The sequence below is a fragment of the Streptomyces sp. NPDC005574 genome (genome assembly GCF_040605435.1).
GTDB lineage: Bacteria > Actinomycetota > Actinomycetes > Streptomycetales > Streptomycetaceae > Streptomyces.
Map to the genome: position 1 here is coordinate 11683 of NZ_JBEXCW010000020.1, position 22923 is coordinate 34605.

Sequence of the window (22923 nt, forward strand, 5' to 3'; positions counted from 1 at the left end):
CATAACTCATCGGTCGGACGGACGACTCCTCCAGATGGCCCCACCCGGTTGCGAAACGGCATCGCCGGCATGACGTCCACGCCCGCAGACAGCATCAACCCGTTCCGCCTCGCCGTACCCCAGCGCGACCTCGGCGACCTGTTCGACCGGCTCGACCGCACCCGCCGGCCGGACGCGCTGCCCGGGGTCGGCCGGTCCTGCGGTGTGCCCGCGGACCACCTGCGGGAACTGGTGCGGCACTGACGGCACTCCTACGACCGGCGGGCGGCCGAGGAACAGCTCAACGCGTGGCCGCGGTTCACCACCACCATCGACAGGGCGAACGTCCACTTCGTACCCGTCCACTCCCCCGAGCCCGGCGCCACCCCCGTTGATCGTCACGCACGGCCGGCCGGGGTCGGTCGTGGAGTTCCTCGACGTGGTGGGGCCGCTCGCCGACCCGGCCGCCCACGGCGGCGACCCGGCCGACGCGTTCCACGTCGTCGCAGCGAGCATCCCGGGCCTGTCGGGGCCCACGCCGGACACCGGCTGGGAGGCCGGGCGGATCGCCGACGCGTGGGCGGAGCTGATGCGGCGGCTCGGCTACCCGCGCTTCGGCGCGCAGGGCGGCGACCGGGGCGCGGCGATCTCCCGCGAGCGGGGCCGCGCGCACTCCGAGCGGGTCATCGGCGTCCACCTCGACCTGCCGCCCGGCGCGCAGGCCACCACCGAGCCGACCCCCGGGGAACCGGCCGCGCTCGGCCCCGAGGAGCGGGAGAACACGCTCACCTGCTGGCACCGGTGGAGCGCGTGGTCGCGCGAGGGCACGGGCTACGCCGTCCAGCAGTCCACCCGGCCGCAGACTCTGACATACGGCCTCACCGACTCGCCCGTGGGCCAACTGCCCTGGATCATCGAGAAGTTCAGGGAGTGGGCCGACTCGCGGGAGCTGCCCGAGGAGGCCGTGGACCGGGACCGGCTGCTGACCGACGCGATGCCGTACTGGCTGACCGGGACGGCCGGTTCGTCGGCCCGCGTCTACTACGAGCGGGCGCACGCCACCGGCCGCGCGGCCGCCCCCACCGAGCCGTCCGCGGTCCCGACCGCACTCGCCCTCTTCCCGGCCGAGCCGCAGCTTCCCCCGCGGCACAAGGCCGAGCGCACCGAGAACCTGGTGCGCTGGACCGAGTTCGACCGCGGCGGCCACTTCACGGCGATGGAGGAGACGGACCTGCTGGTCGGCGACGTACGCACGTTCTTCCGCGGGCTGCGGGAGAAGGGCACGGTCTGAGCGCTCTGCCGTCGGCGAATCTGCCGCGGGCCGAGAAACCGGCCGCGGCGGCGGAGTGCCCCCGAGAGTGGAGACCGCGGCGACCACCGCCGCGTCCGATCCCTCCGACGACTCGACGAGGAGCGCCGATGTCCCCACTCACCACCCCTCCCGCCCCGGCCCGGATGCCGCGGGCCGAGGACGGCGACACCCCCGCGACCCGGTTCGACGACCACCTGGCCGCCCAACTGCTCGACCAGCGCATCGTCCTGCTGGGCACCCAGGTCGACGAGGTCTCCGCGAACCGGGTCTGCGCGCAACTGCTCATCCTGTCCGCGCAGGACCCGCGCACCGACATCGGCCTGTACATCAACAGCCCCGGCGGCTCGGTGCACGCCGGCCTCGCGATCTACGACACGATGCGGCTGATCCCCAACGACGTCTCCACCCTCGCCATGGGCTTCGCCGCGAGCATGGGGCAGTTCCTGCTCAGCGTCGGTGCGCCCGGCAAGCGCTACGCGCTGCCCAACGCCCGGGTGATGATGCACCAGCCGTCGGCGGGCATCGGCGGCACCACCGCGGACATCGAGATCCAGGCGGAGAACCTGGAGTTCACCAAGCGGACCATCGAGCGGATCACCGCCGAGCACACCGGCCAGAGCGCCGAGACCATCTCCCGCGACGGTGACCGCGACCGCTGGTTCACGGCCGAGGAGGCCAGGGAGTACGGCATGGTGGACCGGGTCGTGGAGTCCCTCACGGACGTCCGCCCGGCCGCCGCACGACGACGGATGGGACTGTGACATGGGCAGCTACACGATCCCGAACGTCGTCGAGCGGACCCCGCAGGGCGAGCGGTCCTACGACGTGTTCAGCCGGCTGCTGTCCGAGCGGATCATCTTCCTCGGCACCGAGATCGACGACGGCGTCGCCAACGTCGTCATCGCGCAACTCCTCCATCTGGAGTCGGCGGCCCCGGACCAGGAGCTCTCCGTCTACCTCAACTCGCCCGGCGGCTCGTTCACCTCGCTGATGGCGATCTACGACACGATGACGTTCATCCAGGCGCCCGTCTCGACCTTCTGCGTCGGCCAGGCGGCGTCCACGGCCGCGGTGCTCCTGGCCGGCGGGGACCCCGGACGGCGGTTCGTCCTGGAGCACGCGCGCGTGCTGCTCGGGCAGCCGGCCAGCGGTGGACAGCAGGGCACGGTCACCGACCTCGCCCTCCAGGCCAAGGAGATGACCCGGATCCGCTCGCAGGTCGAGGAGGTGCTGGCGCGGCACACCCACCACGACATCGCGACCCTGCGCGCCGACATGGACCGCGACAAGGTCTTCACCGCGCAGGAGGCCGTGGCCTACGGCCTGGCGGACGAGGTGCTCAGCCGGCGCCTGGTACCGGCCTGAGACACGGCCGGGTGTGTGCCCGGCGCCCGGTGGCTTCGGGGGGCGCCGGGCGCGTACGCCGTCGGCAGGGCGGCGGCGCCGTCAGGCGGCCAGGCACAGTCCGTCGTACGACGGAGTGGTCGCCGTCCGGCTCCTGCCGTGGCGGCGGGCGGAGTGCCGGGTGAGCTCGCCCTGGGCCAGCGACAGCAGGTCGCCGAGGCCGAGGCCGAGCGCCCGGGCGGCGGCCGCGAGGACCTCCGACGAGGCTTCCTTGCGGCCGCGCTCCACCTCCGAGAGGTACGGCATGGAGATCCGGGCCGCGTCGGCGACGTCCTTGAGCGTGCGTTCCTGCGCGAGGCGTTCACGCCGCAGGACGTCGCCCACCAGGTCACGCCACAGCGGCTCCCTGGCGGCGGGGACCGGTGGCGCCGGTGCGGCGGCCGGGCGCGCGGTCGGTGCGCGCAGCGGGATGACGCGGGCTTCGTGGGGCGCTTGGTTGCTCACCCTCTCAGCCTAGGTATTCCCGGCCGTGGCGGAAGGGAGCGGCGTTCCGCCCTGGGGGGAATCCACCGGTCGTGCGGCCAATGCTCGGGCCCGTCCGGACCGGGTGGCGCGCCCGGCCGGGGAGTGACAGATTGGAGGTCGGGAACCTGCTCCCCTGACGGGCTCTCCCCGGGCCGGACGGACGTGTCCGACCCGGCCGACGGCCCGCCGGGCGGCGCGGTCTCCGCCTCAGCGACGCCGGTCACCGCGCCGGAACCGGCGTCGGGAACGGCCGCGCCGTGAATTCTCCGACACGCGGGCGATCGGCGGGCATGGTCCGCCGCAACCCGGGTAACCGCTGGAGAGAAGGTCTTACGGGCGGTCCGCCGCCCCCTGCGGCCGATGTGTGCATACGTCGCCGTGGACCGGGTACACGGCAAGCCGCGCGACCCGGACAGGGACCAGCACAACTGAGGCCGTAGAGGCAGATGCCGTGACTTGGGGAGAGGTAATGGACACCGCCGTGATCCGGCCGGAGGCACAGGTCGTCGAGGAGACAGCCGAGTTCACCAGCACCAGGACGACGAGTGACGGTCCGCTGCCGGGAATCGCCAACCCGAGGACCGTGGCTCCGCGGGACGCGCGCGAGCTGTCCCGCCAGTTCTTCAGGCGCCTGACGGAACTCGAGGAGGGAACGCACGAGTACCAGTACGCGCGCAACACCCTCATCGAGATGAACATGTCCCTGGTGCGGTTCGCGGCCGGCCGCTTCCGCGGTCGCGGCGACGACATGGAGGACATCGTCCAGACCGGCATGATCGGTCTGATCAAGGCGATCGACCGTTTCGAGCTGGCGCGCGAGGTCGAGTTCACGTCGTTCGCGCTGCCCTACATCGTGGGTGAGATAAAGCGGTTCTTCCGGGACACCACCTGGGCGGTGCACGTGCCGCGGCGGCTGCAGGAGCTGCGGGTCGAGCTGGCCAAGGCGCGCGAGGAACTCGCCAGCCGCCTGGACCGCGACCCGACCGTCGCCGAGCTGGCCACGCTGATGAACATCTCCGAGAAGGAGGTGGTCGAGGCCCAGATCGCTTCCAACGGCTACAACTCCTCGTCCCTGGACGCCGCGCTCACCGGTGACGGTGCCGAGGGCGGCGAGGCCGTGCTCGCCGACTTCATCGGCGTGGAGGAGGAGGGGCTGCGCCTCGTCGAGGACTTCCAGTCGCTGGCCCCGCTGATGGCGGAGCTGAGCGAGCGCGACCGGCAGATCATCCACATGCGGTTCGTGGAGGAGGCCACCCAGGCGGAGATCGGCGAGCTGCTCGGCTGCTCGCAGATGCACGTCTCGCGGCTGATCAAGCGGATCATCACCCGGCTGCGCGAGGGCATGCTGGGCGAGCTCGGCTGCGCCTGAGCGAAGAGACCGCACAAGCGGGTGCCGCCCCACCTTCAGGTGTGGGGCGGCACTCGCGTTCGGTGGGGCTTCGTGTGCGGGTTTGGACGGCGGGCGGTCGGGAGCGGCTCAGGCAGGCGGGGCCAGACGTACGGCGGCGGTGACCCGCTTGCCGACCGGCACCCGTTCCACGGCGATCTCGGCCGCGAGCGCGTGCACGATCTCCAGGCCGTGCCGGCCGATCCGCTGGGGATCACGCGGGAAACGCCGGGGCAGGACGGCGCTGCTGTCGCAGACGGCCACCAGGACCGAGGCGCTGGTCCCCTCCAGCTCCAGGATGTAGGGCCCGCCGCTGTGCCGGTCGGCGTTGGTGACCAGCTCACTCACCACCAGAAGCACCTCGTCGTGGGCCTGCCGGTCGATCTCGGCGCACCACTCGGTCGTGAGCTGTTCCATGAAGAGCGCGGCGAAGCGCCGGGCGTCGGCGATGGACCCCGGTTCACCGGTGTAGTGCGCCGCCCGGCGCAGGGGTTCCACGGGCACGTCGAAACCAGTCGGTATCACTGCCCCGTCCAGATGGTCGGTCATACGTTTCTCTCTAGGAGGCCGGACTGGCCGGACGCTTCTGCACCAGTCCTGGTACCCCGACTCGCGCCGCGCACTCCACGAGATCCCGTGACGCCGCTTACGGTGCCGTACCTCCGCCCAGGGTGTGGAGGCTGGTGGCGGTCGACGCGGTGGTGCTGACGGCACGCCGCCCGCGTCGCTGAACCGTCCGCCCCGGGGACGGGAGCGGTCAGGCGACGGGTACGACCAGGCCGGGGGTGGTGCGCTGCATGCGGAGGGCGTCGACGGACTCGGCCATCAGCTCGTACTCGGTGGTGTCGTCGCTGACGGCGATCCGCACCAGCCGTCCGGCCGCCAGCCCGTCCGCGACCAGTTCCTGCCGGGCCGCGTCGCCGCACCAGGCCCGCAGCACGGCGGGCACGTCGAGCACGGTGTCGGAGACCGGGACGAGCGCGCTCGGCGGGAAGTGTGCCGCCTCGGGCCGGGGGTCGAGCCGGTCGGCCATCCAGGAGGCACGGTCGCGCAGCCACCACAGGGCGAGGGCGAGGGTCGGCGCCCGGTACGTGCCCAGGGGTACGCCGATACGCCGGCCGGCGCAGGTGCCGTACGCCGTGACGTGGCACAGGAATTCGTCGTGCACGTTTCACTCCCCCGTAGCGTCGCTCGCCTCTCGGCAGGGCCTCTCTTTCGGGTGCGGCTCGTGCGGCTCGTGTGACTTGTGTGACTCGCGTGACTCGTGTTGCGGTGTGTGATCGTTGCTTCGCTCGACGTGAAGTCCTTCAACTGTTGAGTATGTTCACTGCCGAAACACTGTCACCACGACTTTTTGGCCACTCTCCTGGCATATTCACCCCACTTCCTGGCCGAAAGCTGACGGATGGGCGTGAGGGGTCGTCATTACCTGGGGAGTAATCGACCGGCGTCGGCGCCGCGGGCATGGTTGCGGTACGGGGGAACGACCACCACTCCCCCGCTCCCACCAGCACAGACATCTCCTGGAGGTCGATCGCCCATGTCCGCACACACCGACCGTCACGCGCACGCCGTCGCCCGTTACTTCGAGGCCTGGAACGCCCGCGAGCCCCAGGCGCGCGCCAAGGCGGTGGCCGCCGCCTGGACCGCGGACGGCGGCTACACCGACCCGCTGGCCGACGTCAGCGGCCACGAGGACATCGCGGCCGTGATCGCGGCGGCCCAGGGGCAGTTCCCCGGCTTCGCCTTCCGGCCCATCGGCGCCGTCGACGGCCACCACGACACGGCCCGCTTCTCCTGGGAACTGGTGAGCGAGACCGACGGCGCCGCCCCGGTGGCCGGCTCCGACGTGATCACCCTCGACCCCGACGGCCGGATCCGCGCCGTGCTGGGCTTCCTGGACCGGCTGCCCGAGGGAGCCGCCTGAGCCGGTGCCCCCGTCCGCGATGAGTTCCGCCGCTCCCGGCGGTCTCATGAACACGGGGACCGGCGAGCGGAGGACGACATGGCTACGACCACACGGCTGGACGAGGAGTTCACCGCCGTACTGCGCACCAGCCCGAGCGACGGCGGCTGGACCTACCTCGTGTGGCCCGGGTCCGCCGAGTTCTTCGGCACCCGCGGCCTCGTGAAGGTGCGCGGCACGATGGACGGGCACCCGTTCCGCAGCTCCTTCATGGCCCTGGGCGACGGCACCCACAAGCTGCCCGTGAAGGCCGAGCTGCGCAAGGTGCTCGGCAAGGGCGAGGGCGACACGGTGACCGTACGGCTGGAGGAGCGGCTGAACGGCTGAGGGCCGTCCCGCAATTCCCGTGGACCGGCGCGCGGGGTCAGATGCGGTGCATCGGAAGGCGGAGGGTCGTCCTCATACTGGGCGTATCCGGGCGACCCGACAACGCGGCGAGGCGCCGTAGCTGTCGCCGCGCGCCCGCCGGGAATTGCGGGACAGCCCTTGGGACCGTGACGGAGGTCCCGGAGGCGGACGATCGCCTCCGGGACCTCTCGGCACGCCGTGCCCCGGACGCGTCAGCCCTTGACGAGCGCGTCGATCCGGGCCAGTTCGTCCGCGTCGAAGTCGAGGTTGCGGATGGCCTCGACGCTGTCCGCCAGCTGCTGCGGGCTGCTCGCGCCGACCAGGGCCGAGGTGACCCGGCCGCCGCGCAGCACCCAGGCCAGCGCCATCTGGGCCAGGGACTGCCCCCGGGACCTCGCCAGGTCGTCCAGGGCACGCAGCCGTCCTACGAGCTCCTCGGTGACGGCGTCGGAGTTCAGGAACGGGCTGTCGCTCGCCGCCCGCGAGCCCTCGGGGATGCCGTCGAGGTAGCGGCCGGTGAGGAGGCCCTGCTCCAGCGGCGAGTAGGCGATGGAGCCGACCTGGAGCTCGTCGAGGGCGTCCAGCAGACCGTCCTCGGGGCGCCGGTCCAGCATCGAGTAGCGGGGCTGGTGGATGAGCAGCGGAGTGCCCAGCTCGCCGAGGATGCGGGCGGCCTCGCGGGTCTGCTCCGGCGAGTAGTTGGAGACACCGGCGTACAGCGCCTTGCCCTGCTGGACCGCCGTGTGCAGGGCGCCCATCGTCTCCTCCAGGGGAGTCTCCGGGTCCGGGCGGTGCGAGTAGAAGATGTCGACGTACTCCAGGCCCATCCGGGTCAGGCTCTGGTCCAGCGAGGACAGCAGGTACTTGCGCGAACCCCACTCGCCGTACGGGCCGGGCCACATCAGGTAGCCGGCCTTGGTGGAGATGACCAGCTCGTCGCGGTACGACGCGAAGTCGGCCCTGAGGGCCTCGCCCAGCGCGGACTCGGCGGCACCGGGCGGCGGGCCGTAGTTGTTGGCCAGGTCGAAGTGGGTGACACCGAGGTCGAACGCGCGGCGCAGGATGGCGCGCTGCGTCTCGACCGGGCGGTCCGGGCCGAAGTTGTGCCACAGGCCGAGCGACAGCGCGGGGAGCTTCAGGCCGCTGCGTCCGGTGCGCCGGTAGGGCATGTCCGCGTAACGGTCGGGGTGTGCGGTGTACAACGCGACTCCAGAGGGGTTGGCACGGGTGCGGGTGCCCGGGAGACCCAGGACGCCGCTCCCATCCTTCGCGACCCGGAGGCAGCGGTCCAACAGGAGAATCCGATGGAATTCAGCGGATAGGCTTCTCAATCATGGAACTGCGCCACCTCCAGCACTTCGTCGCGGTCGCCGAGGACCGGCACTTCACCCGGGCCGCCGAACGGCTCAGGGTGTCACAGTCCGGTCTGTCGGCCTCGGTCCGGGCCCTGGAGCGGGAACTGCGGACCCCGCTGTTCGTGCGCACCACACGCAGGGTGACGCTCACGGAAGCCGGGCGGGCGCTGCTGGGCGAGGCGGAACGCATCCTGGCACAGGTGCGGGCGGCCCACGAGGCCGTCGCCGCGGTGCAGGGTGTGCTGCGCGGCACCCTCGCGCTGGGCACCGAGCAGTGCATCGCGGGCGTCCCCGTGGCGAAGCTGCTGGCCGCGTTCCGGCGCCGCCATCCGGCGGTGGAGATCCGGCTGCGGCAGGCGGGCTCGGGCGCGCTGGCGGAGGAGGTCGCGGCCGGCCGCCTGGACCTGGCGTTCGCGGTGCGCACCCCCTCGGACGGCGACCAGCTGTGTTCCGTACGGCTGACCAGTGAACCGATGACCGTGCTGTGCCATCCCTCCCACCGGCTGGCGACCGCGGGTGCGGCCGTGACCCCGCAGGACCTGGGCGACGAGGTGTTCGTCGACTTCCACCACGACTGGGGGCCGCGCCGCACGACCGACGCCGCGTTCGCCGCGGCGGGCGTGCGGCGCACGGTCACGCTGGAGGTCAACGACGTGCACGGGCTGCTCGACCTGGTGGACGAGGACCTCGGCATCGCCGTCGTGCCGGCCCACTTCCGGCACAAGCGCGCGTCCCTCGCGGCGATCCCGCTCGAGGGGACCGGCGACGCGGCCTACGAGACGGTGGCGCTGCTGCCGCCCCCGCAGACGACCAGCCCGGCCGCCCGGGCCCTGATGGAACTGCTGGAGACCGGTGGCCCGACGGCGCCCCGGGAAGGGGCCCACCCCTCCTGATCCCGGGCCGGGTACGGCCGGGTTGCCCGCGGGAGCGGGGTTCCGGGCGCATGACGGAGCGGGATGCGCGATGGTGGACGGTATGCATGCAAAGGACATCCTCATCGACGGATACAACCGCATCAGGGAAGAAGTCCACGCCGCCGTCGACGGCCTGCCCGCGGAGGTGCTCAACGCGCGGCCCGCGCCGGACGCCAACTCCATGGCCTGGCTGGTCTGGCACCTCACCCGGGTCCAGGACGACCATGTCGCGGACGCCGCCGGACTCGACCAGGTGTGGCTGTCACAGGACTGGGAGAAGCGTTTCGGGCTCGACCTGCCGCGCAAGGTCACCGGCTACGGGCACAGCGCCGGGCAGGTCGCGAAGGTACGGGTCGACTCCGGGGACCTGCTGACCGGCTACCACGACGCCGTGCACGAACAGAGCGTGACGTTCCTGCGCGGGCTGAGCAGCGAGGACTTCGAGCGGGTCGTGGACGAGCGCTGGGACCCGCCGGTCACCCTCGGCGTCCGGCTGGTCAGCGTCCTGTCCGACGATCTCCAGCACATCGGACAGGCCGCCTATCTGCGGGGACTGCTTCAGAGCGCCGCCTCGTAGGCCGGCAGGACGACGTCTCGGATGAGGGCCTCGCGCTCGTCGAACGGGACGAAGGCGCTCTTCAGCGCGTTCACCGTGACCGTGCGCAGGTCCTCGACCGTCCAGCCCGCCTCCTGCACCAGCAGCGACATCTCGCGGGTCATCGTCGTGCCCGACACCAGCCGGTTGTCGGTGTTCAGGGTGACCCGGAAGCCCAGGTCCTTCAGGGCGGTGATGGGATGCCCGGCGATCGAGTCGGCCGCGCCGGTCTGGAGGTTGGAGGTCGGGCACATCTCCAGGGCGATCCGGCGGTCGCGGACCCAGCCGGCGAGGCGGCCGAGCTTGCCGTCCACGATGTCGTCGGCGATGCGCACGCCGTGCCCGATGCGCTGGGCGCCGCACACCTGGAGCGCCTGGTGGATGCTGGGCAGGCCGTGCGCCTCGCCCGCGTGGATGGTGAACGGGACGCTCTCGCGCCGCAGGTGCTCGAAGGCGGCGAGGTGGTCCGCGGGCGGGAAGCCGTCCTCGGCACCCGCGATGTCGAACCCGACGACCCCGCCGTCCCGGAAGGCCACGGCGAGGTCCGCGATCTCGCGGGTGCGGTCGAACATCCGCATCCCGCACAGCAGGGTCCCCACACGCACCGGGGTGCCGGCGGCGGCCGCCCGGGCCATGCCCGCGGCGAGGCCCTCCTGGACGGTCTCGACGACCTCGGGGAGGGCCAGCCCGCCCTTCAGCATCAGCTCGGGGGCGTAGCGCACCTCGCCGTAGACCACGCCGTCGGCGGCGAGGTCGAGCACGTACTCCTCGGCCGTGCGCAGCAGGCCCTCGCGGGACTGCATGACGGCGAGGGTGTGCTCGAAGGTGGCTATGTAGCGCACCAGGTCACCGGAGCCGGCGGCCTCGACGTACCAGGCGGCCAGGGCTTCGGGGTCGGTCGTCGGCAGGGGGTGGCCGGCCGATTCGGCGAGTTCCACCACCGTGGCGGGGCGCAGGCCGCCGTCGAGGTGGTCGTGCAGGACGGCCTTGGGCAGCCGGCGAAGGGTCTCGGTGTCGACGCGGGGCGCGGTCATGTGCGTGTTCCTCGGCAGGTGGGTCTCAGTCGGTGGCGGGCTGGAGCAGGTCCCAGCGGTTTCCGTACAGGTCCCGGAAGACGGCCACCGAGCCGTACGGCTCGTGGCGGGGCTCCTCCAGGAAGGTCACGCCCGCGGCGAGCATCCGGGCGTGGTCGCGGGCGAAGTCGTCGGTGTGCAGGAAGAACCCGACGCGGCCGCCCGTCTGGTCGCCGACGCGGCCGCGCTGGGCCTCGTCCTTGGCGCGGGCGAGCAGCAGGTCGGTGCCCTGGTCCCCGGCGCCCGGCCGGACGACCACCCAGCGGGAGCCGTCGGGGCGGGCGGTGTCCTCGGCGAGCCGGAAACCGAGGGCCTCGGTGTAGAAGCGGATCGCCTCGTCGTAGTCGTCGACGACGAGGGTGACCAGGGCGATACGTCTCATCGGGGCCTCTCCGGAGTGGGGATCGACCGGAGACGTTATACGTAAAACCCCCGGGTCGCCAGTCGCCCTCGCCGGGAGACGGGAACGGCGGCGCCCGTCCACCGCGGCCGGCCGGAGCCCGGGCGGTGGACGGGCGGGGTGTCGGGCGGGCTCAGCAGTAGAGGTTGCCGCCCGGTGCGGTGGCGAGGATCTGCGTGAACCGCTGGTAGGCGTCCACACGGCTCTGCACCTGCGCCGGGTTCTTGCCGTCGCACTCCAGGGAGCCGTTGATGGAGCGGATGGTCTGCCCGAAGCCGGCGCCGTTGACCATCGCGTTGTGCGGGGTCATGCTGCCGGGCCCGGTCTGCGTGTTCCAGTACCAGAGCGCGGTCTTCCAGGCCACGGCGGAGTCGTTCTGCACGAGCCAGGGGTTGTTGAGCAGGTCGATGCCGAGCGCGTCACCCGCGGCCTTGTAGTTGAAGTTCCAGCTGAGCTGGATGGGCCCGCGCCCGTAGTAGGCGGACTGGCCGGCCGGGCAGCCGTACGACTGGCTCCAGTCGCAGTAGTGGGGGTAGTTGGCGGTGTTCTGCTCGACGACGTACACCAGGCCGCCGGTCTCGTGGTTGACGTTGGCGAGGAAGGCCGCGGCCTCCTGCCGCTTCACCGTGTCGCTGCCGGTCCTGGCGAAGCCCGGGTAGGCACTGAGGGCGGCGGTGAGACCGCTGTAGGAGTAGAAGGAGTTCCGGTTCGGGAACATCTGGTTGAACTGGGCCTCGCTCACCACGAAGCTGCCGGACGGGTTTCCCGAGCCGGTGTCGCAGGCGTAGGGGTCCCAGTACCAGGTGCTGATGGTCGGGTCGTAGCCCGGGTTGTCGTGCTCGGCGATGTAGGCCTTGCCGTCGGTGTAGCGCACGATGTCACCGGTCGCGTAGGACCGGCCGGCCGTCCAGGCGGGATAGCTCGAACACGCGGCGGCGGAAGCGGGTGTGGCGGGCAGCAGCACGGGCACGGCGCTGCCGAGGACGAGTGCGGTGACCACGGCGGAGATGCGGCGCCTCGACACAGGAACAACTCCTTTGCGGAACACGGCCGCACCCGGACGAGGGCAGGGCGGAGCCGGACCCCGAACGCGCGTGCCGGTGCGACCCGGCACGGCGTGGGCGCGGCCGTGGTGGGGGGTGGGAGCCATACTCAACCGCTTTGGTCTGTACCAGTCAAGGGTCCAGACCAATCAACTCCCGTTCGCCACCGCACATATCGGTGCGTACGTCACCGGGCCGGGGTCAGCGGCTTCTCCAGAACCGCCTTGCGGTGGCTGAACGTCTCGATCGAGTAGCGCCCGTGGTAGCTGCCGGTGCCGCTCTCGCCCACGCCGCCGAACGGCAGGTCGGACACGGTGAGATGGGCGAGCGGGAGGCCGTGGCCGAGTCCGCCCGAGGACGTCTCGGCGGCGATGCGCGCGCGGGTGTCGGCGGATTCGCTGAAGACGTACAGGGCGAGCGGCTTGTCGCGGTCGTTGATGAAGTCGATCGCCTCGTCCAGGCCCGGCACCGTGACGATCGGCAGGACGGGACCGAAGATCTCCTCCCGCATGACCGGCGAGGTGGGATCGACGTCGGCCAGGACGGTGGGGGCGAGGTACTTGGACGCGCGGTCGCCGGTGCCGCCCACGACGACACGGCCCGAGTCGAGCAGGCCCGAAAGGCGGTCGAAGTGCCGTTCGTTGACGATCCGGCCGTACTCGGCGGAGGCCGACGGGTCGGCGCCGTACAGCGCCTCGACGGCGCGGGTCAGCGCGGACTCCAGGGCGGCGGCGGTCTCCGGGTCGGTCAGGACGTAGTCGGGGGCGACGCAGGTCTGCCCCGCGTTGAGGAACTTGCCGCTCGCGAGCCGGGCCGCGACGACCTCCAGGTCGGTGCCGCGGTCGACGAACGCCGGTGACTTGCCGCCCAGTTCGAGGGTGACCGGCGTGAGGTGCTCCGCGGCGGCCCGCATGACGATCCGGCCGACCGTGCCGTTGCCGGTGTAGAAGATGTGGTCGAAGCGCTCGGCGAGCAGGGCGGTGGTCTCCGGGATGCCGCCCTCCACGACGGCGACCGCGTCGGTGTCGAGGTAGGCGGGCAGCAGCCGCGCCAGGGCGGCGGACGTGGCGGGGGCCAGCTCGCTGGGCTTGGCGACCACCGCGTTGCCGGCTGCCAGCGCGCCCACCACGGGTGCCAGCAGGAGCTGCGCCGGGTAGTTCCAGGGCGCGATGACGAGAACGACACCGAGCGGGTCGTACTGCGTCCAGGCCGAGGCGTCCGCACCCAGATGGGCGGGCACGGGGGCCGGCTCGGGGCGCAGCCAGCCGGTGAGGTGGTCGAGGGTGTGGTCGATCTCGCGGACCGTGAAGTCGATCTCGGTGCGGTGCGCCTCGGTGGAGCTCTTGCCCAGGTCGGCGTGGAGGGCCGCGGCGAGGTCGGGACCGTGCTCGGTGAGCATCTCGCGCAGGCGGCGCAGCTGGGCCGTGCGCCACTCCAGGGGCTTGGTGCGGCCGGTACGGAAGGTGGCGCGCAGCCGGGCGACGGTGGCGGCGGGCTGCTCGGGGGTGGGCTGGTTCACGGTGCCTCGCTGGTGATGCGCGTGCCTGGGGGACGCGGCGCGGTGGGGGTCGGTCGGCTTTTCTGCTGGTCGGTCGGTTGGTCTGCCGGGCGGGCGGGCGGCTCGAAGGCCGTCCGTCCGTCCGCCCGGCCATCCGTTCGTCCGTTCGTCCGTTCGTCCGTTCGGCGGATGTATATGCCAACCTTTCACCTGCCCAAGTAATTCCTGCGGCAGGCAGACGACTTTGGGTGTCCGGTCCGTCACACGGCGGTCAGGGTTCGAGGCGCCGGGCCCGCCGGTCCAGCCAGGCCCGTTCGGCGGGGCTCTCGGTGAGCGCGAGGGCCCGGTCGTACGCCCTGACGGCCTCGGTGTCGCGGCCGAGCCGGCGCAGCAGGTCGGCGCGGACCGCGTGGAAGACGTGGTAGCCGTCGAGGTCCAGCGCGTCGGAGTGCGAGGGCCCGGCTCGGACCGTCCACCTCCGCGACGGCCACCGCCCGGTTCAGGGCGACGACCGGGGTCGGGGCGATCGCCGTCAGCTGGTCGTACAGGCGCAGGATCTGTCCCCAGTCGGTGGCCGCGCCGGTCGGCGCGTCGCTGTGCACGGCCTGGATCGCCGCCTGGATCTGGTACGGCCCCGGTCGGTTGCGGCGCAGACAGCGGCGGACCAGGTCCTGCCCCTCGGCGATCAGGTCCCGGTCCCAGCGGTCACGGTCCTGCTCGGGCAGCGGGACCAGCTCGTCCCGCCCGTCGAGCCGGGCCGCCCTGCGCGACTCGACGAGCAGCATCAGCGCCAGCAGGCCGGTGGCCTCGGGCTCGTCCGGCATCAGCTCCGTGATCAGGCGGCCCAGGCGCACCGCCTCGGCGCACAGGGCGGCGTCACCGGTGTACCCCTCGTTGAAGATCAGGTAGACGACGGCGAGGACCCCCGTGAGCCGGTCGGGCAGGTCGGCGTCGCGGGGCACCCGGTACGGGATGCGCGCGTCGCGGATCTTCGCCTTGGCGCGGACCAGGCGCTGCGCCATGGTCGGCTCGGGCACCAGGAAGGCGCGGGCGATCCGCTGCGTGCTCAGGCCGCCGAGCAGCCGCAGGGTCAGGGCGATCCGCGCCTGCTCGGCGAGCGCGGGATGGCAGCAGGTGAACAGGAGCCGGAGCCGGTCGTCGCGCACGGGGCCCTCCTCCGCGGGCGGGGCGGGAGCGTACAGGCGGGCGGCCTCGGCGTGCCGGGCGTCCCGGGAGGACTCGCGGCGCAGCCGGTCGATCGCCCGGTTCCGGGCGGTGCTGATGATCCAGCCCGCCGGGCTCGGGGGCGGCCCGGTCTCGGGCCAGCGCCGTACGGCCGTGGTGAACGCGTCCTGGACGGCCTCCTCGGCGAGGTCGATGTCGCCGAGGAAGCGGACGAGGACGGCGACCGCGCGGCCGTACTCCGCGCGGAAGACGGCCTCGACGTCCAGGGGCATCAGGCCTCGCCCATGAACGGGCGCACCTCGATGGGCAGGGTCGTCGCCCACGTCGCCCTGCGGCCCCAGGCCAGTGCCGCGTCCAGGTCGGGGGCCTTGATCAGGCAGATCCCGCCGAGGTACTCCTTGCCCTCCGCGTAGGGCCCGTCGGTGACGAGGACCTCGGCGTTCCCGGGGCGCAGCACGGTGGCCGTCTCCGGTCCGTGCAGTCCGCCGGCGAAGACCCAGGCCCCGGCCTCCTGGAGTTCCTGGTGGAAGGTCTGGAGGTTGCGGTTGATCTCCGCGAGGCCCTCGGGCGAGGGCGGCTCGCCGTCGCTCGGGGTGATCACGCTGAGCAGGTAGTGCTTCATGACGTCCTCCGTGGTGTCGCGATCCCGTTCTCTCACCTCCTACACGAACGGCACAGCCCCGGATCGACACCGGCCCGCGCGACACCGGAAGAATCTCCCGCATGACCGCACCGCACGCCCCGCACCCGCTCGTCGTCCGAGCCCGCCGCCTCGCGGACGACCTGCTCGCCCCGCACGCCGAACAGGTCGACCGCACGGAGGTGCGGGCGAGCCATCTCGCCGAGATCAGGCGGTCGGGCCTGCTCGGGTTGAGCGCGCCGAAGGAGTACGGCGGGTCGGCGGCGCCGGCCGCGGTGGCGCGCGAGACGGCGGAGATCCTGGCCGGCGCCTGCTGCTCCACCTGGTTCGTGCAGACCCAGCACCACACGCCCGTGGCGACCCTGGCGAAGAGCGAGAGTCCGGCACGTGAGCGGCTGCTGGGCCCGCTGGCCCGCGGCGAACTGCTGGCCGGCGTGGCCTACGCCCACCTCCGGGCGTATCCGCGGACGCCGGTCCGGGTCACCCGGGAGCGCGGCGGCCGGCGCTTCGACGGAACGGTGCCCTGGTACACCGGGTGGGGGCTCAACGACGTGATGCTGCTGGCCGGCGTCACCGAGTCGGACGAGGTGTTGTTCGCCTTCACGGAAGCGCGGGAGCAGCCGGGCCTGCGCGCGTCGGAGCCGATGCGGCTGGCCGCGCTCGGCGCCGCCCGCACGGTGTCCCTCGAACTGGACGGCCTGTGGCTGCCCGAGGAGGCGGTGGTGCTCCGGACGCCGTACGACGACTGGGCGGCGACGGACCGCGCCAGGACGGTGAACGCGAGCCCGGCGGTGTTCGGGATCACCGAGGCGGCGCTCGCCCTGGTGGAGCAGGACACGGCGGCTCCGCTGCGCGAACGGCTCGCGGAGATCCGCGGGCGGGCCTACGACCTGGCCGACCTGCCGGCCCCGAACGAGCGCACGGCGGACCGGCTCGCTCTGCGGACGCGGGCGTTCGAGCTGATGCGCGCGGCCACCGGCGCGGCGGTGGTGACCGGCGGCGGCCGCTCCCTCGCCCTCACGAGCACCCCTCAACGCCTGGCGCGGGAGGCCCTGTTCCTCCTGGTCCAGGGCCAGACCCCGGAATCCCGCCGAGCCCACCTCGACGCACTGGCCTCCCGGTTTCGCTGAGCGGGCCCGGTATTCAGGGGGCCGGTGCCCGGCGCTCAGCTCGCGAACGGGGTCTGGATCGCGGACGCCGGCTCCGCGTGGAACGGGTGCCGCCAGACTCCCCGGGCGGCCAGGCGGGGCAGCACGCCCTCTCCGAACCAGTACGCCTCCTCCAGGTGCGGATAGCCGGACAGGACGAACTCCTCGATGCCGAGGGCGGCGTACTCCCTGATCCGTTCGGCGACCTCGTCGTGGCTGCCGACCAGCGCGGTGCCGGCCCCGCCGCGCACCAGGCCGATGCCGGCCCAGAGGTTGGGGTGGATCTCCAGGCCGTCGCGGCTGCCGCCGCCGTGCAGGGCGAGCATCCGCCGCTGGCCCTCGGACTCGCTGCGGGCCAGCCCGGCCTGTACGGACCGTACGGTCTGCGGGTCGAAGCCCGCCAGCAGCCGGTTCGCCTCGGCCCACGCCTCCTCGGACGTGTCTCGGGTGATGACGTGCAGCCGGATGCCGAACCGCGGGGTGCGCCCCCGCCGCGCCGCGAGTTCCCGCACCCAGGCGATCTTCTCGGCGACCTGCGCGGGCGGTTCGCCCCAGGTGAGGTACACGTCGGCGTACCGCGCCGCGACCTCTCCGGCGATCGGGGAGGAGCCCCCGAAGTACACCTCGGGCACCGGGTCGGGCACCCGGGCCAGTTTCGCGTCCTCGACCTGGAGGTGCTCGCCCTTGAAATCGACGGTCCCGCCCTCCCACAGCGACCTGACGACCTCGAGGAACTCGCCGGTCCGGCGGTAGCGGGCGTCCTTGTCCAGGAAGTCGCCGTAGGCGCGCTGTTCGTGGCTCTCGCCGCCGGTGACGACGTTGAGCAGGAGCCGGCCACCGGTCTGCCGCTGGAAGGTGGCGGCCATCTGCGCGGCGAGCGTCGGCGAGACGAAGCCGGGGCGGAAGGCCACCAGGAACTTCAGGCGCTCGGTGTGCTGGCTGACCATCGCGGTGGTCAGCCAGGCGTCCTCGCACCAGGCGCCGGTCGGCGTGAGCGCGCCCACGAAGCCGAGGTCCTCGGCCGCGCGGGCGATCTGGCTCAGATAGGCGACCGTCGGCGGCCGGTCCCGTCCGGAGGCCGTGGCCGGCGTGCCGTGGCCGCCACCGACGACATGACGGCTGTCGCCGTTGGTGGGCAGGAACCAGTGGAAGGTGAGGGACAACGGGGGTCTCCGATCGGGGTGGCCGCGAAAGGTTGTGGAGGCGGCCGTGGCGGGGTGGTCCTGGGCGGTGTCGGACGCGACCGCCGTGCGGGCGGCATCCCGCCCGGGGCCTCGGACGCCTGTGCCCGGACGCCGGGTTCACCGAAGCGCCGGATCAGCGGCGGATCCCCGGCGGCGGTCTCGGCCCGGTTCGCGAACCGGGCCGGACCTCCGTGCGGACGCGTTGGGCGCCGTCGGTGAGGACTCCCCCGGCCGTGGCGGTGGGACCGCGAGCGGCCCGGACGCGGTGAGCCGGTCCGTCGCCCCGCGGGCAGGCGGCGTACGCCGGCTCCGGCTCCGGCGCGGAGCGGTCGGCGGTCGGCGGTCGGCGGTCGGGCGTGAGGTCGTCCGCGTCGTAGGCGATCTCTCGCGCGGACACGGCGGTCAGCCGGCCGCGGCCAGCACCGGCGTGCGGCCGAGGGCGGCCGAGAACTGGTCGACCACCTGGCCGAGGGCATCGCCCGCGCCGGCGGCGACGGTGAGGGTGCCGTCGGGGTGCACGGTGATGTCCTTGTCGAGGGTGAACCAGCCCTGCACGATGTGGGCCGCGCCCATGGAGCTGAGGACCGGCCGGAGCGCGTAGTCGATGGCCAGGACATGGGCCGTGGACCCGCCGGTGGCGAGTGGCAGCACGGTCTTGCCGGTGAGGGCGTACTGCGGGAGCAGGTCCAGGAGTGCCTTCAGGACACCGGAGTACGACGCCTTGTACACGGGTGTCCCCACGACCACTCCGTCGGCCCGCGCGAACAGTTCGGTGGCCTCGACGATCGCCGGGTGCCGGAAGTCCGCGCCGAGCAGCGCCTCGGCGGGGATGGTGCGCACGTCGAGCGGGATCACCTCGTGGCCCTGGGCGCTCAGGCGCCGGTCCAGGTGGCGCAGCAGACGGTTGGTGCGGGAGGAGGCGGAGGGGCTGCCGGAGACGGACAGGACGGTGGCCATGGGTCCTCTTTCGGGAGGAGGGGGCGCCCGCGCGCGACGGGCGCCCCGGAAGTCGGTCTGAAGTACCAGGTGGGTTCGGGCAGTTCGCCCTCCGGGTCCCGGCGGCCGACCTCGCGGCGCTGACGGGCGACCAGGTCGCGCGGCGCGTTCGTGCGGACGGCGCGCCACGACCGGTCGGGGCCCTCGGCGAATTTCGGGAACGCCGCGTTCAATGGGCGCGAGGCGTCCGGGAGTTCACGTGGTGAGGCTGCCGGGGAAACGTGACGCGCGGGGCCGTCCGGTGACAGCGCGGTGCGGCGTGGAGGTGCGGCGGATCGGCGGGATCAGGCCGCGGGGCAACAGAAGGAGCTGGAGACGCGCGCGAGGTCGACATGGCGTCGCCGCGTGAGGTCCAGTCGTGTCTTCATGTCGATGATCGTGGCAGTCGCCCGTCCGGGCAGTCAAGGAAAACCCGACCGGTCTCGTATCGCGGACCATGGGATTCGCCTGGAGGCGACAAGGAAAACCCCGGAACGGGCGTGATCGGGAAGCGGCTCCGCAGCCGTGCGGCCGGCGAAGGCCGGAACGCACAGCAGCGGTCACCCGGCTGGGCTCGGCCCGATTCGGGGCGAGGAGCGGCACGGCCGCCACGTTCACCGTCCCGACGCCTGGAACGGCCGGCGGGGACCCGGCCCGGCTGCCGCTGACGCTCCGGCGGCGCGGGGGCGGGTCCGGGCCCCGAGCGGGCGGCGGACCCGCACGAGGCGTTCGTACGGACGGCGGGCGCGGTACCGGGGGGACACCCTGACGGCGGGCGCGCCGGCCGACTGAACGGTCGCGGTCGGTCGTCCTCGCGCGTCGTCGCGGTCAGTCGTCCTCGCGCGCCGGGACCACCACGAGGAAGGCGTCCGACTTCAGATCCATCACGACCGTGGCGGGCTCACCCTCCGCACGGTGCTGCGCCGCGCACTCCTCCGCGGGCCACGATCCGCGGGGACTTCCAGCAGGAAAGCGCTCCAACACCTTCGCGCCCATAACGTCACACACCTCCAGGAACAGCCCTCAACCTTCAACTCCCGTGCGTTCCGCTTGCCCCGGATCGACAGCGGCATGCCCGGACCCGCCGAACTCGGGTACGCCCGCTCCGACCGGCCGTCAGACCGTGTCCGGCGGCCGGTCGCTGCGGGCGGGTCAGGACGACGTGGAGGTGGCGACGCGGCTCCGGTCGTGGTCCTGCGGCGGCTCCGGTGTCCGGCTGAGCCGCCCCGGCCACCAAGCCCGGGGCCCGATGTCCCGCGCCAGGGCGGGCACCAGCAGCGAGCGGACCACGAGGGTGTCGAGCAGGACACCGAAGGCGACGATGAAGGCGATCTGCGCCAGGAAGGCCAGCGGGATCACGCCGAGCGCCGCGAACGTCGCGGCCAGCACCACCCCTGCCGAGGTGATGACTCCGCCGGTGGTGACCAGACCGCGCAGCACGCCCTCGCGCACACCGTGGCGCAGGGACTCCTCGCGGACCCGGGACATCAGGAAGATGTTGTAGTCGACGCCGAGGGCCACCAGGAACACGAACCCGTACAGCGGTACGGACGGATCGGTGCCGGTGAAACCGAAGACGTGCCGGAAGACCAGGGCCGAAACTCCCAGCGTGGTCAGGAAGTTGAGGGCCACGGTGGCCACCAGCAGCGCCGGCATGAGCAGCGAGCGCAGCAGCGCGGCCAGGATGACGAAGATGATGGCGAGGACCACGGGCACGATCAGGCCGCGGTCCCGTTCGGCCGTGCGCAGCGTGTCGTACTGCTGCGCCGTGTATCCGCCGACGAGGGCGTCCGCGTCGGGCACCGCGTGCAGCGCGGTCCGCAGCCGGGCCACGGTGTCCTTGGCCGCGTCGCTGTCGGCGGCGGAGCGGAGGGTGACGTCGACGCGCGCCCGCCCGCCGACGACGAGGGGTGCGCCGCCCGGACGCCCGGAGCCGGTCACGGGGGCGGCCGCGGCAACCCCCTTCGTGGACCGCGCCGTGGCCACGACCCGGTCCAGGCGGTCGGCGTCGGCGATGACGACGGTCGGGTTGCCCGAGCCGCCCGGGAAGTGCTCGGCCAGGGTCCGCTGCGCGGAGACGGACGGGGCGTCGTCGACGAAGGTCTCGTCCAGCGGTACGCCGTGCGAGCTGAGGGCCGGGGCGAAGGCGGCGCAGGCCAGCAGGGCAGCCAGCGCGAGAGCCCAGACCCGGCGCGGCGCCCGGTCGACCAGGGCGGCGACGCGCCGCCACACCCCGTCGCCCGCGCTGCGGTCCTCGGCGGTGCGGGGCTTGGCGGGCCAGTAGGCCGCCCGGCCGAGCAGCACGAGGACGGCGGGCAGGAAGGTGAGGGAGCTCAGGACGGCGCAGGCGATGCCGATGGCGCCGACCGGTCCGAGCGCGCGGTTGTTGGTGAGGTCGCTGATCAGGAGGGCCAGCAGGCCGAGGGCGACGGTCGCCGCACTCGCCACCACCGCGCTCCAGGACTGGCGCAGCGCCGCCCGTACGGCGGTGAACCGGTCGGTGTGGCGGGCCAGTTCCTCCCGGAACCGCGCGGTCAGCAGCAGGGCGTAGTCGGTGGCGGCGCCGATGACGAGGATGGAGAGGATGCCCTGCACCTGTCCGTCGACGCGCACCACGTCGTGGTCGGCGAGCACGTAGACGACCGCGCAGGCCAGCGCGAGCGCGAACACCGCGCCGAGGATGATCATCAGCGGCAGCAGCAGACTGCGGTAGACGACCAGCAGGATCACCAGGACGGTCACCAGGGCGACGGCGAGCAGCAGTCCGTCGATGCCGGCGAAGGCGTCGGCCAGGTCGGCCTGGGCGGCGGCGGGACCGGCGATGCGCACGGTGGTGCCGGGGACGCGTTCGGCCGTGGACCGGACGCGGTCGAGGGTGTCGGCGAGCCGGTCGCCCAGGTCGGGTCGCAGCTGCACCACGCCCTGGAGGGCGGCGCCGTCGCGGGAGAGCAGCGCGGGCGAGACCTCCCCGACCGTGCCGGGTACGCCGGCCAGGGAGGCCAGCGCCCGGGTCGCGGCGGCCTGCCGGTCGGTCATCCGGCCGCCGCCGCGGTCGTCGCCGGTCCAAACGACGACGGCGGGCAGCGTCTCCCGCTGCCGGAAGGCGCGCTGTTGGGCGATGACCTCGGTGGACTCGGCGCTGCGCGGCAGGAAGGCGGCCTGGTCGTTGCTCGCGACCTCGCCGAGCCGGCCGGCGTAGGGGCCGAGCGCTCCGCCGATGACGAGCCAGGCGAGGAGCAGCAGGACGGGCAGGAGCCGCCGGGCCCGTCGTGGGGTGGTGGACATCGTTCTCCTGGCGTGACGAGGGAGCATGGTGGAGGCGCGACAAGGGAGATGCTGGAAGGCGCGGGGAACAGGGGTGGGGGGTGCGCGCGACGCCGGGTAACCATCTCGATGAAAAACAATCTCAATCATTGAGATAGTACGGAGCCGCGATCGTAACCGACACCCGCTCTTCCCCGGTCGCGCGGTCGCCGGATGCACCCGGCCCCCGGCCCCGGGAACCAGCTGGCCCGACCTTCAGGAGCCCGCCGACCGTCAGGAGCCGGCCGACCTGACCTCGGCGAGCTCGTCGTTCAGGACGGCGAGGAAGCGCAGGGCGACGGCCAGTTCGGCCTCGGTGAAGCGGGAACGGGCCGACTCGGTCGCCTCGGCGAGCGGCCGGAAGTACGTCCGGGCAGCCGAACGGCCGCCGGCCGCGTAGTGCAGATGGACCACCCGGCGGTCGGCGCTCTCCCGGACCCGGCGGATGTGCCCCTTGCGTTCGAGGCGGTCCACGCACGCGGTCACCGCCCCCGAGGTGAGCCCCAGGTGCTCCCGCAGCCGCCCCGGGGTCATCGGCTCCTTCGCGTCGAGGATCGCCGCCAGCGCCTGCACGTCGGTGGGGTGCAGACCGTGGTCGCCGGCGAACCCCTGGATCAGGCGGTTGATCCCGATGTTCATCCGCCGCAGCTCGACGGCGAAGGCGTGCAGGTCACCCGCCCCGGCCGTCGCGGCCGCCCGCTCTCCCCCCGGCTGCTCCCGCTCGTCTGCTGTCGCCACGCGATCAGCCT

Annotated in this window: 23 protein-coding genes and 3 pseudogenes; 9 read left to right on the top strand and 17 right to left on the bottom strand. The window is 72.9% G+C overall.

Going from position 1 to position 22923, the window contains the following annotated elements; genetic code table 11:
• Positions 1 to 69: 69 nt before the first annotated feature.
• The 3 genes and pseudogenes from ABZT03_RS15920 (at position 70) to ABZT03_RS15930 (ending at position 2656) form a co-directional block, all read left to right on the top strand.
• Positions 70 to 1270: pseudogene (locus tag ABZT03_RS15920) on the top strand (epoxide hydrolase family protein).
• A gap of 128 nt (positions 1271 to 1398) precedes the next feature.
• Entirely contained in the window at positions 1399 to 2052 is a 654-nt protein-coding gene (locus tag ABZT03_RS15925) for an ATP-dependent Clp protease proteolytic subunit (protein ID WP_356039178.1), read from the top strand.
• A 1-nt stretch (position 2053) separates the two neighbouring features.
• Entirely contained in the window at positions 2054 to 2656 is a 603-nt protein-coding gene (locus tag ABZT03_RS15930) for an ATP-dependent Clp protease proteolytic subunit (protein WP_356039181.1), read from the top strand.
• 81 nt (positions 2657 to 2737) lie between these two features.
• Here ABZT03_RS15930 and ABZT03_RS15935 read toward each other — a convergent pair whose 3' ends face one another.
• Positions 2738 to 3139: a helix-turn-helix transcriptional regulator gene (locus ABZT03_RS15935; RefSeq protein WP_356039184.1), complete on the bottom strand. Its 402-nt coding sequence runs from the start codon at positions 3137 to 3139 to the stop codon at positions 2738 to 2740.
• Positions 3140 to 3629: 490 nt separating this feature from the next.
• Here ABZT03_RS15935 and ABZT03_RS15940 point away from each other — a divergent pair, with 490 nt between their 5' ends.
• A complete protein-coding gene (locus ABZT03_RS15940) occupies positions 3630 to 4529 on the top strand; it encodes an RNA polymerase sigma factor SigF (RefSeq protein ID WP_356039185.1) in 900 nt (299 codons plus the stop codon).
• 108 nt (positions 4530 to 4637) lie between these two features.
• On the opposite strand, the gene ABZT03_RS15945 is transcribed toward ABZT03_RS15940, so the two are convergent.
• Both ABZT03_RS15945 and ABZT03_RS15950 read right to left on the bottom strand, forming a co-directional pair.
• Positions 4638 to 5096, bottom strand: coding sequence for an ATP-binding protein (locus ABZT03_RS15945; RefSeq protein ID WP_356039186.1), 459 nt, complete (start codon positions 5094 to 5096; stop codon positions 4638 to 4640).
• 208 nt (positions 5097 to 5304) lie between these two features.
• On the bottom strand, positions 5305 to 5715 hold the full coding sequence (locus ABZT03_RS15950) for a hypothetical protein (protein WP_356039188.1): 411 nt from the start codon (positions 5713 to 5715) through the stop codon (positions 5305 to 5307).
• 372 nt (positions 5716 to 6087) lie between these two features.
• Between ABZT03_RS15950 and ABZT03_RS15955 the strand changes: the two genes are divergently transcribed.
• Positions 6088 to 6474, top strand: a complete 387-nt coding sequence (locus tag ABZT03_RS15955; protein ID WP_356039190.1) for a nuclear transport factor 2 family protein — start codon at positions 6088 to 6090, stop codon at positions 6472 to 6474.
• A gap of 78 nt (positions 6475 to 6552) precedes the next feature.
• Positions 6553 to 6840, top strand: a complete 288-nt coding sequence (locus tag ABZT03_RS15960; RefSeq protein WP_356039192.1) for a DUF1905 domain-containing protein — start codon at positions 6553 to 6555, stop codon at positions 6838 to 6840.
• A gap of 233 nt (positions 6841 to 7073) precedes the next feature.
• Here the strand turns inward: ABZT03_RS15960 and mgrA are convergent, their stop codons facing one another.
• A complete protein-coding gene (gene mgrA / locus ABZT03_RS15965; RefSeq protein WP_356039194.1) occupies positions 7074 to 8063 on the bottom strand; it encodes an L-glyceraldehyde 3-phosphate reductase in 990 nt (329 codons plus the stop codon).
• A gap of 131 nt (positions 8064 to 8194) precedes the next feature.
• On the opposite strand from mgrA, the gene ABZT03_RS15970 reads away from it, so the two are divergent.
• Together ABZT03_RS15970 and ABZT03_RS15975 are read left to right on the top strand one after the other, a co-directional pair.
• Positions 8195 to 9109: a LysR substrate-binding domain-containing protein gene (locus ABZT03_RS15970; protein WP_356039196.1), complete on the top strand. Its 915-nt coding sequence runs from the start codon at positions 8195 to 8197 to the stop codon at positions 9107 to 9109.
• A gap of 82 nt (positions 9110 to 9191) precedes the next feature.
• Positions 9192 to 9707, top strand: a complete 516-nt coding sequence (locus ABZT03_RS15975) for a DinB family protein (protein ID WP_356039198.1) — start codon at positions 9192 to 9194, stop codon at positions 9705 to 9707.
• Here ABZT03_RS15975 and ABZT03_RS15980 read toward each other — a convergent pair.
• The 6 genes and pseudogenes from ABZT03_RS15980 to ABZT03_RS16005 all read right to left on the bottom strand — a co-directional run bounded on the left by ABZT03_RS15980 (position 9689) and on the right by ABZT03_RS16005 (position 15546).
• A complete protein-coding gene (locus tag ABZT03_RS15980; protein WP_356039200.1) occupies positions 9689 to 10759 on the bottom strand; it encodes an adenosine deaminase in 1071 nt (356 codons plus the stop codon). The genes ABZT03_RS15975 and ABZT03_RS15980 overlap by 19 nt on opposite strands.
• A gap of 25 nt (positions 10760 to 10784) precedes the next feature.
• Complete coding sequence (locus tag ABZT03_RS15985; RefSeq protein ID WP_356039202.1) at positions 10785 to 11180, bottom strand: VOC family protein; 396 nt, start codon at positions 11178 to 11180, stop codon at positions 10785 to 10787.
• Positions 11181 to 11331: 151 nt separating this feature from the next.
• Positions 11332 to 12222, bottom strand: coding sequence for a glycoside hydrolase family 19 protein (locus tag ABZT03_RS15990; protein WP_356039204.1), 891 nt, complete (start codon positions 12220 to 12222; stop codon positions 11332 to 11334).
• Between the two features lie 206 nt (positions 12223 to 12428).
• On the bottom strand, positions 12429 to 14003 hold the full coding sequence (locus ABZT03_RS15995) for an aldehyde dehydrogenase family protein (protein ID WP_356039207.1): 1575 nt from the start codon (positions 14001 to 14003) through the stop codon (positions 12429 to 12431).
• Positions 14004 to 14010: 7 nt separating this feature from the next.
• Positions 14011 to 15196 (bottom strand): annotated as a pseudogene (locus ABZT03_RS16000) (RNA polymerase sigma factor).
• Entirely contained in the window at positions 15196 to 15546 is a 351-nt protein-coding gene (locus ABZT03_RS16005) for a YciI family protein (protein WP_356039209.1), read from the bottom strand. Before ABZT03_RS16005 ends, ABZT03_RS16000 begins: the two are co-directional and overlap by 1 nt.
• 101 nt (positions 15547 to 15647) lie before the next feature.
• Here ABZT03_RS16005 and ABZT03_RS16010 point away from each other — a divergent pair, with 101 nt between their 5' ends.
• Positions 15648 to 16694, top strand: a complete 1047-nt coding sequence (locus tag ABZT03_RS16010; protein WP_356039212.1) for an acyl-CoA dehydrogenase family protein — start codon at positions 15648 to 15650, stop codon at positions 16692 to 16694.
• Positions 16695 to 16729: 35 nt separating this feature from the next.
• On the opposite strand, the gene ABZT03_RS16015 is transcribed toward ABZT03_RS16010, so the two are convergent.
• The 7 genes and pseudogenes from ABZT03_RS16015 to ABZT03_RS16045 all read right to left on the bottom strand — a co-directional run bounded on the left by ABZT03_RS16015 (position 16730) and on the right by ABZT03_RS16045 (position 22912).
• A complete protein-coding gene (locus ABZT03_RS16015) occupies positions 16730 to 17875 on the bottom strand; it encodes an LLM class flavin-dependent oxidoreductase (RefSeq protein WP_356039215.1) in 1146 nt (381 codons plus the stop codon).
• 423 nt (positions 17876 to 18298) lie between these two features.
• Complete coding sequence (ssuE, locus tag ABZT03_RS16020; RefSeq protein WP_356039217.1) at positions 18299 to 18853, bottom strand: NADPH-dependent FMN reductase; 555 nt, start codon at positions 18851 to 18853, stop codon at positions 18299 to 18301.
• A 62-nt stretch (positions 18854 to 18915) separates the two neighbouring features.
• A pseudogene (locus tag ABZT03_RS16025) lies at positions 18916 to 19041 on the bottom strand (monooxygenase); the annotation flags it as partial.
• A 135-nt stretch (positions 19042 to 19176) separates the two neighbouring features.
• Positions 19177 to 19260, bottom strand: a complete 84-nt coding sequence (locus tag ABZT03_RS16030) for a putative leader peptide (RefSeq protein WP_356039428.1) — start codon at positions 19258 to 19260, stop codon at positions 19177 to 19179.
• A gap of 439 nt (positions 19261 to 19699) precedes the next feature.
• Positions 19700 to 19867, bottom strand: a complete 168-nt coding sequence (locus ABZT03_RS16035; protein WP_356039220.1) for a hypothetical protein — start codon at positions 19865 to 19867, stop codon at positions 19700 to 19702.
• A 156-nt stretch (positions 19868 to 20023) separates the two neighbouring features.
• On the bottom strand, positions 20024 to 22156 hold the full coding sequence (locus ABZT03_RS16040; RefSeq protein ID WP_356039223.1) for an MMPL family transporter: 2133 nt from the start codon (positions 22154 to 22156) through the stop codon (positions 20024 to 20026).
• Between the two features lie 252 nt (positions 22157 to 22408).
• A complete protein-coding gene (locus ABZT03_RS16045; RefSeq protein WP_356039226.1) occupies positions 22409 to 22912 on the bottom strand; it encodes a MarR family winged helix-turn-helix transcriptional regulator in 504 nt (167 codons plus the stop codon).
• Positions 22913 to 22923 lie beyond the last annotated feature (11 nt).

Excerpts from the sequence above, each read along its gene's own strand:
- ABZT03_RS15925 (WP_356039178.1), top strand. The coding sequence starts at position 1,399 with ATGTCCCCACTCACCACCCCTCCCGCCCCGGCCCGGATGCCGCGGGCC.
- ABZT03_RS15930 (WP_356039181.1), top strand. The coding sequence starts at position 2,054 with ATGGGCAGCTACACGATCCCGAACGTCGTCGAGCGGACCCCGCAGGGC.
- ABZT03_RS15940 (WP_356039185.1), top strand. The coding sequence starts at position 3,630 with ATGGACACCGCCGTGATCCGGCCGGAGGCACAGGTCGTCGAGGAGACA.
- ABZT03_RS15945 (WP_356039186.1), bottom strand. The coding sequence starts at position 5,096 with ATGACCGACCATCTGGACGGGGCAGTGATACCGACTGGTTTCGACGTG.
- ABZT03_RS15955 (WP_356039190.1), top strand. The coding sequence starts at position 6,088 with ATGTCCGCACACACCGACCGTCACGCGCACGCCGTCGCCCGTTACTTC.
- ABZT03_RS15960 (WP_356039192.1), top strand. The coding sequence starts at position 6,553 with ATGGCTACGACCACACGGCTGGACGAGGAGTTCACCGCCGTACTGCGC.
- ABZT03_RS15970 (WP_356039196.1), top strand. The coding sequence starts at position 8,195 with ATGGAACTGCGCCACCTCCAGCACTTCGTCGCGGTCGCCGAGGACCGG.
- ABZT03_RS15975 (WP_356039198.1), top strand. The coding sequence starts at position 9,192 with ATGCATGCAAAGGACATCCTCATCGACGGATACAACCGCATCAGGGAA.
- ABZT03_RS15980 (WP_356039200.1), bottom strand. The coding sequence starts at position 10,759 with ATGACCGCGCCCCGCGTCGACACCGAGACCCTTCGCCGGCTGCCCAAG.
- ABZT03_RS15985 (WP_356039202.1), bottom strand. The coding sequence starts at position 11,180 with ATGAGACGTATCGCCCTGGTCACCCTCGTCGTCGACGACTACGACGAG.
- ABZT03_RS16005 (WP_356039209.1), bottom strand. The coding sequence starts at position 15,546 with ATGAAGCACTACCTGCTCAGCGTGATCACCCCGAGCGACGGCGAGCCG.
- ABZT03_RS16010 (WP_356039212.1), top strand. The coding sequence starts at position 15,648 with ATGACCGCACCGCACGCCCCGCACCCGCTCGTCGTCCGAGCCCGCCGC.
- ssuE (WP_356039217.1), bottom strand. The coding sequence starts at position 18,853 with ATGGCCACCGTCCTGTCCGTCTCCGGCAGCCCCTCCGCCTCCTCCCGC.
- ABZT03_RS16030 (WP_356039428.1), bottom strand. The coding sequence starts at position 19,260 with ATGAAGACACGACTGGACCTCACGCGGCGACGCCATGTCGACCTCGCG.
- ABZT03_RS16035 (WP_356039220.1), bottom strand. The coding sequence starts at position 19,867 with ATGGGCGCGAAGGTGTTGGAGCGCTTTCCTGCTGGAAGTCCCCGCGGA.
- ABZT03_RS16040 (WP_356039223.1), bottom strand. The coding sequence starts at position 22,156 with ATGTCCACCACCCCACGACGGGCCCGGCGGCTCCTGCCCGTCCTGCTG.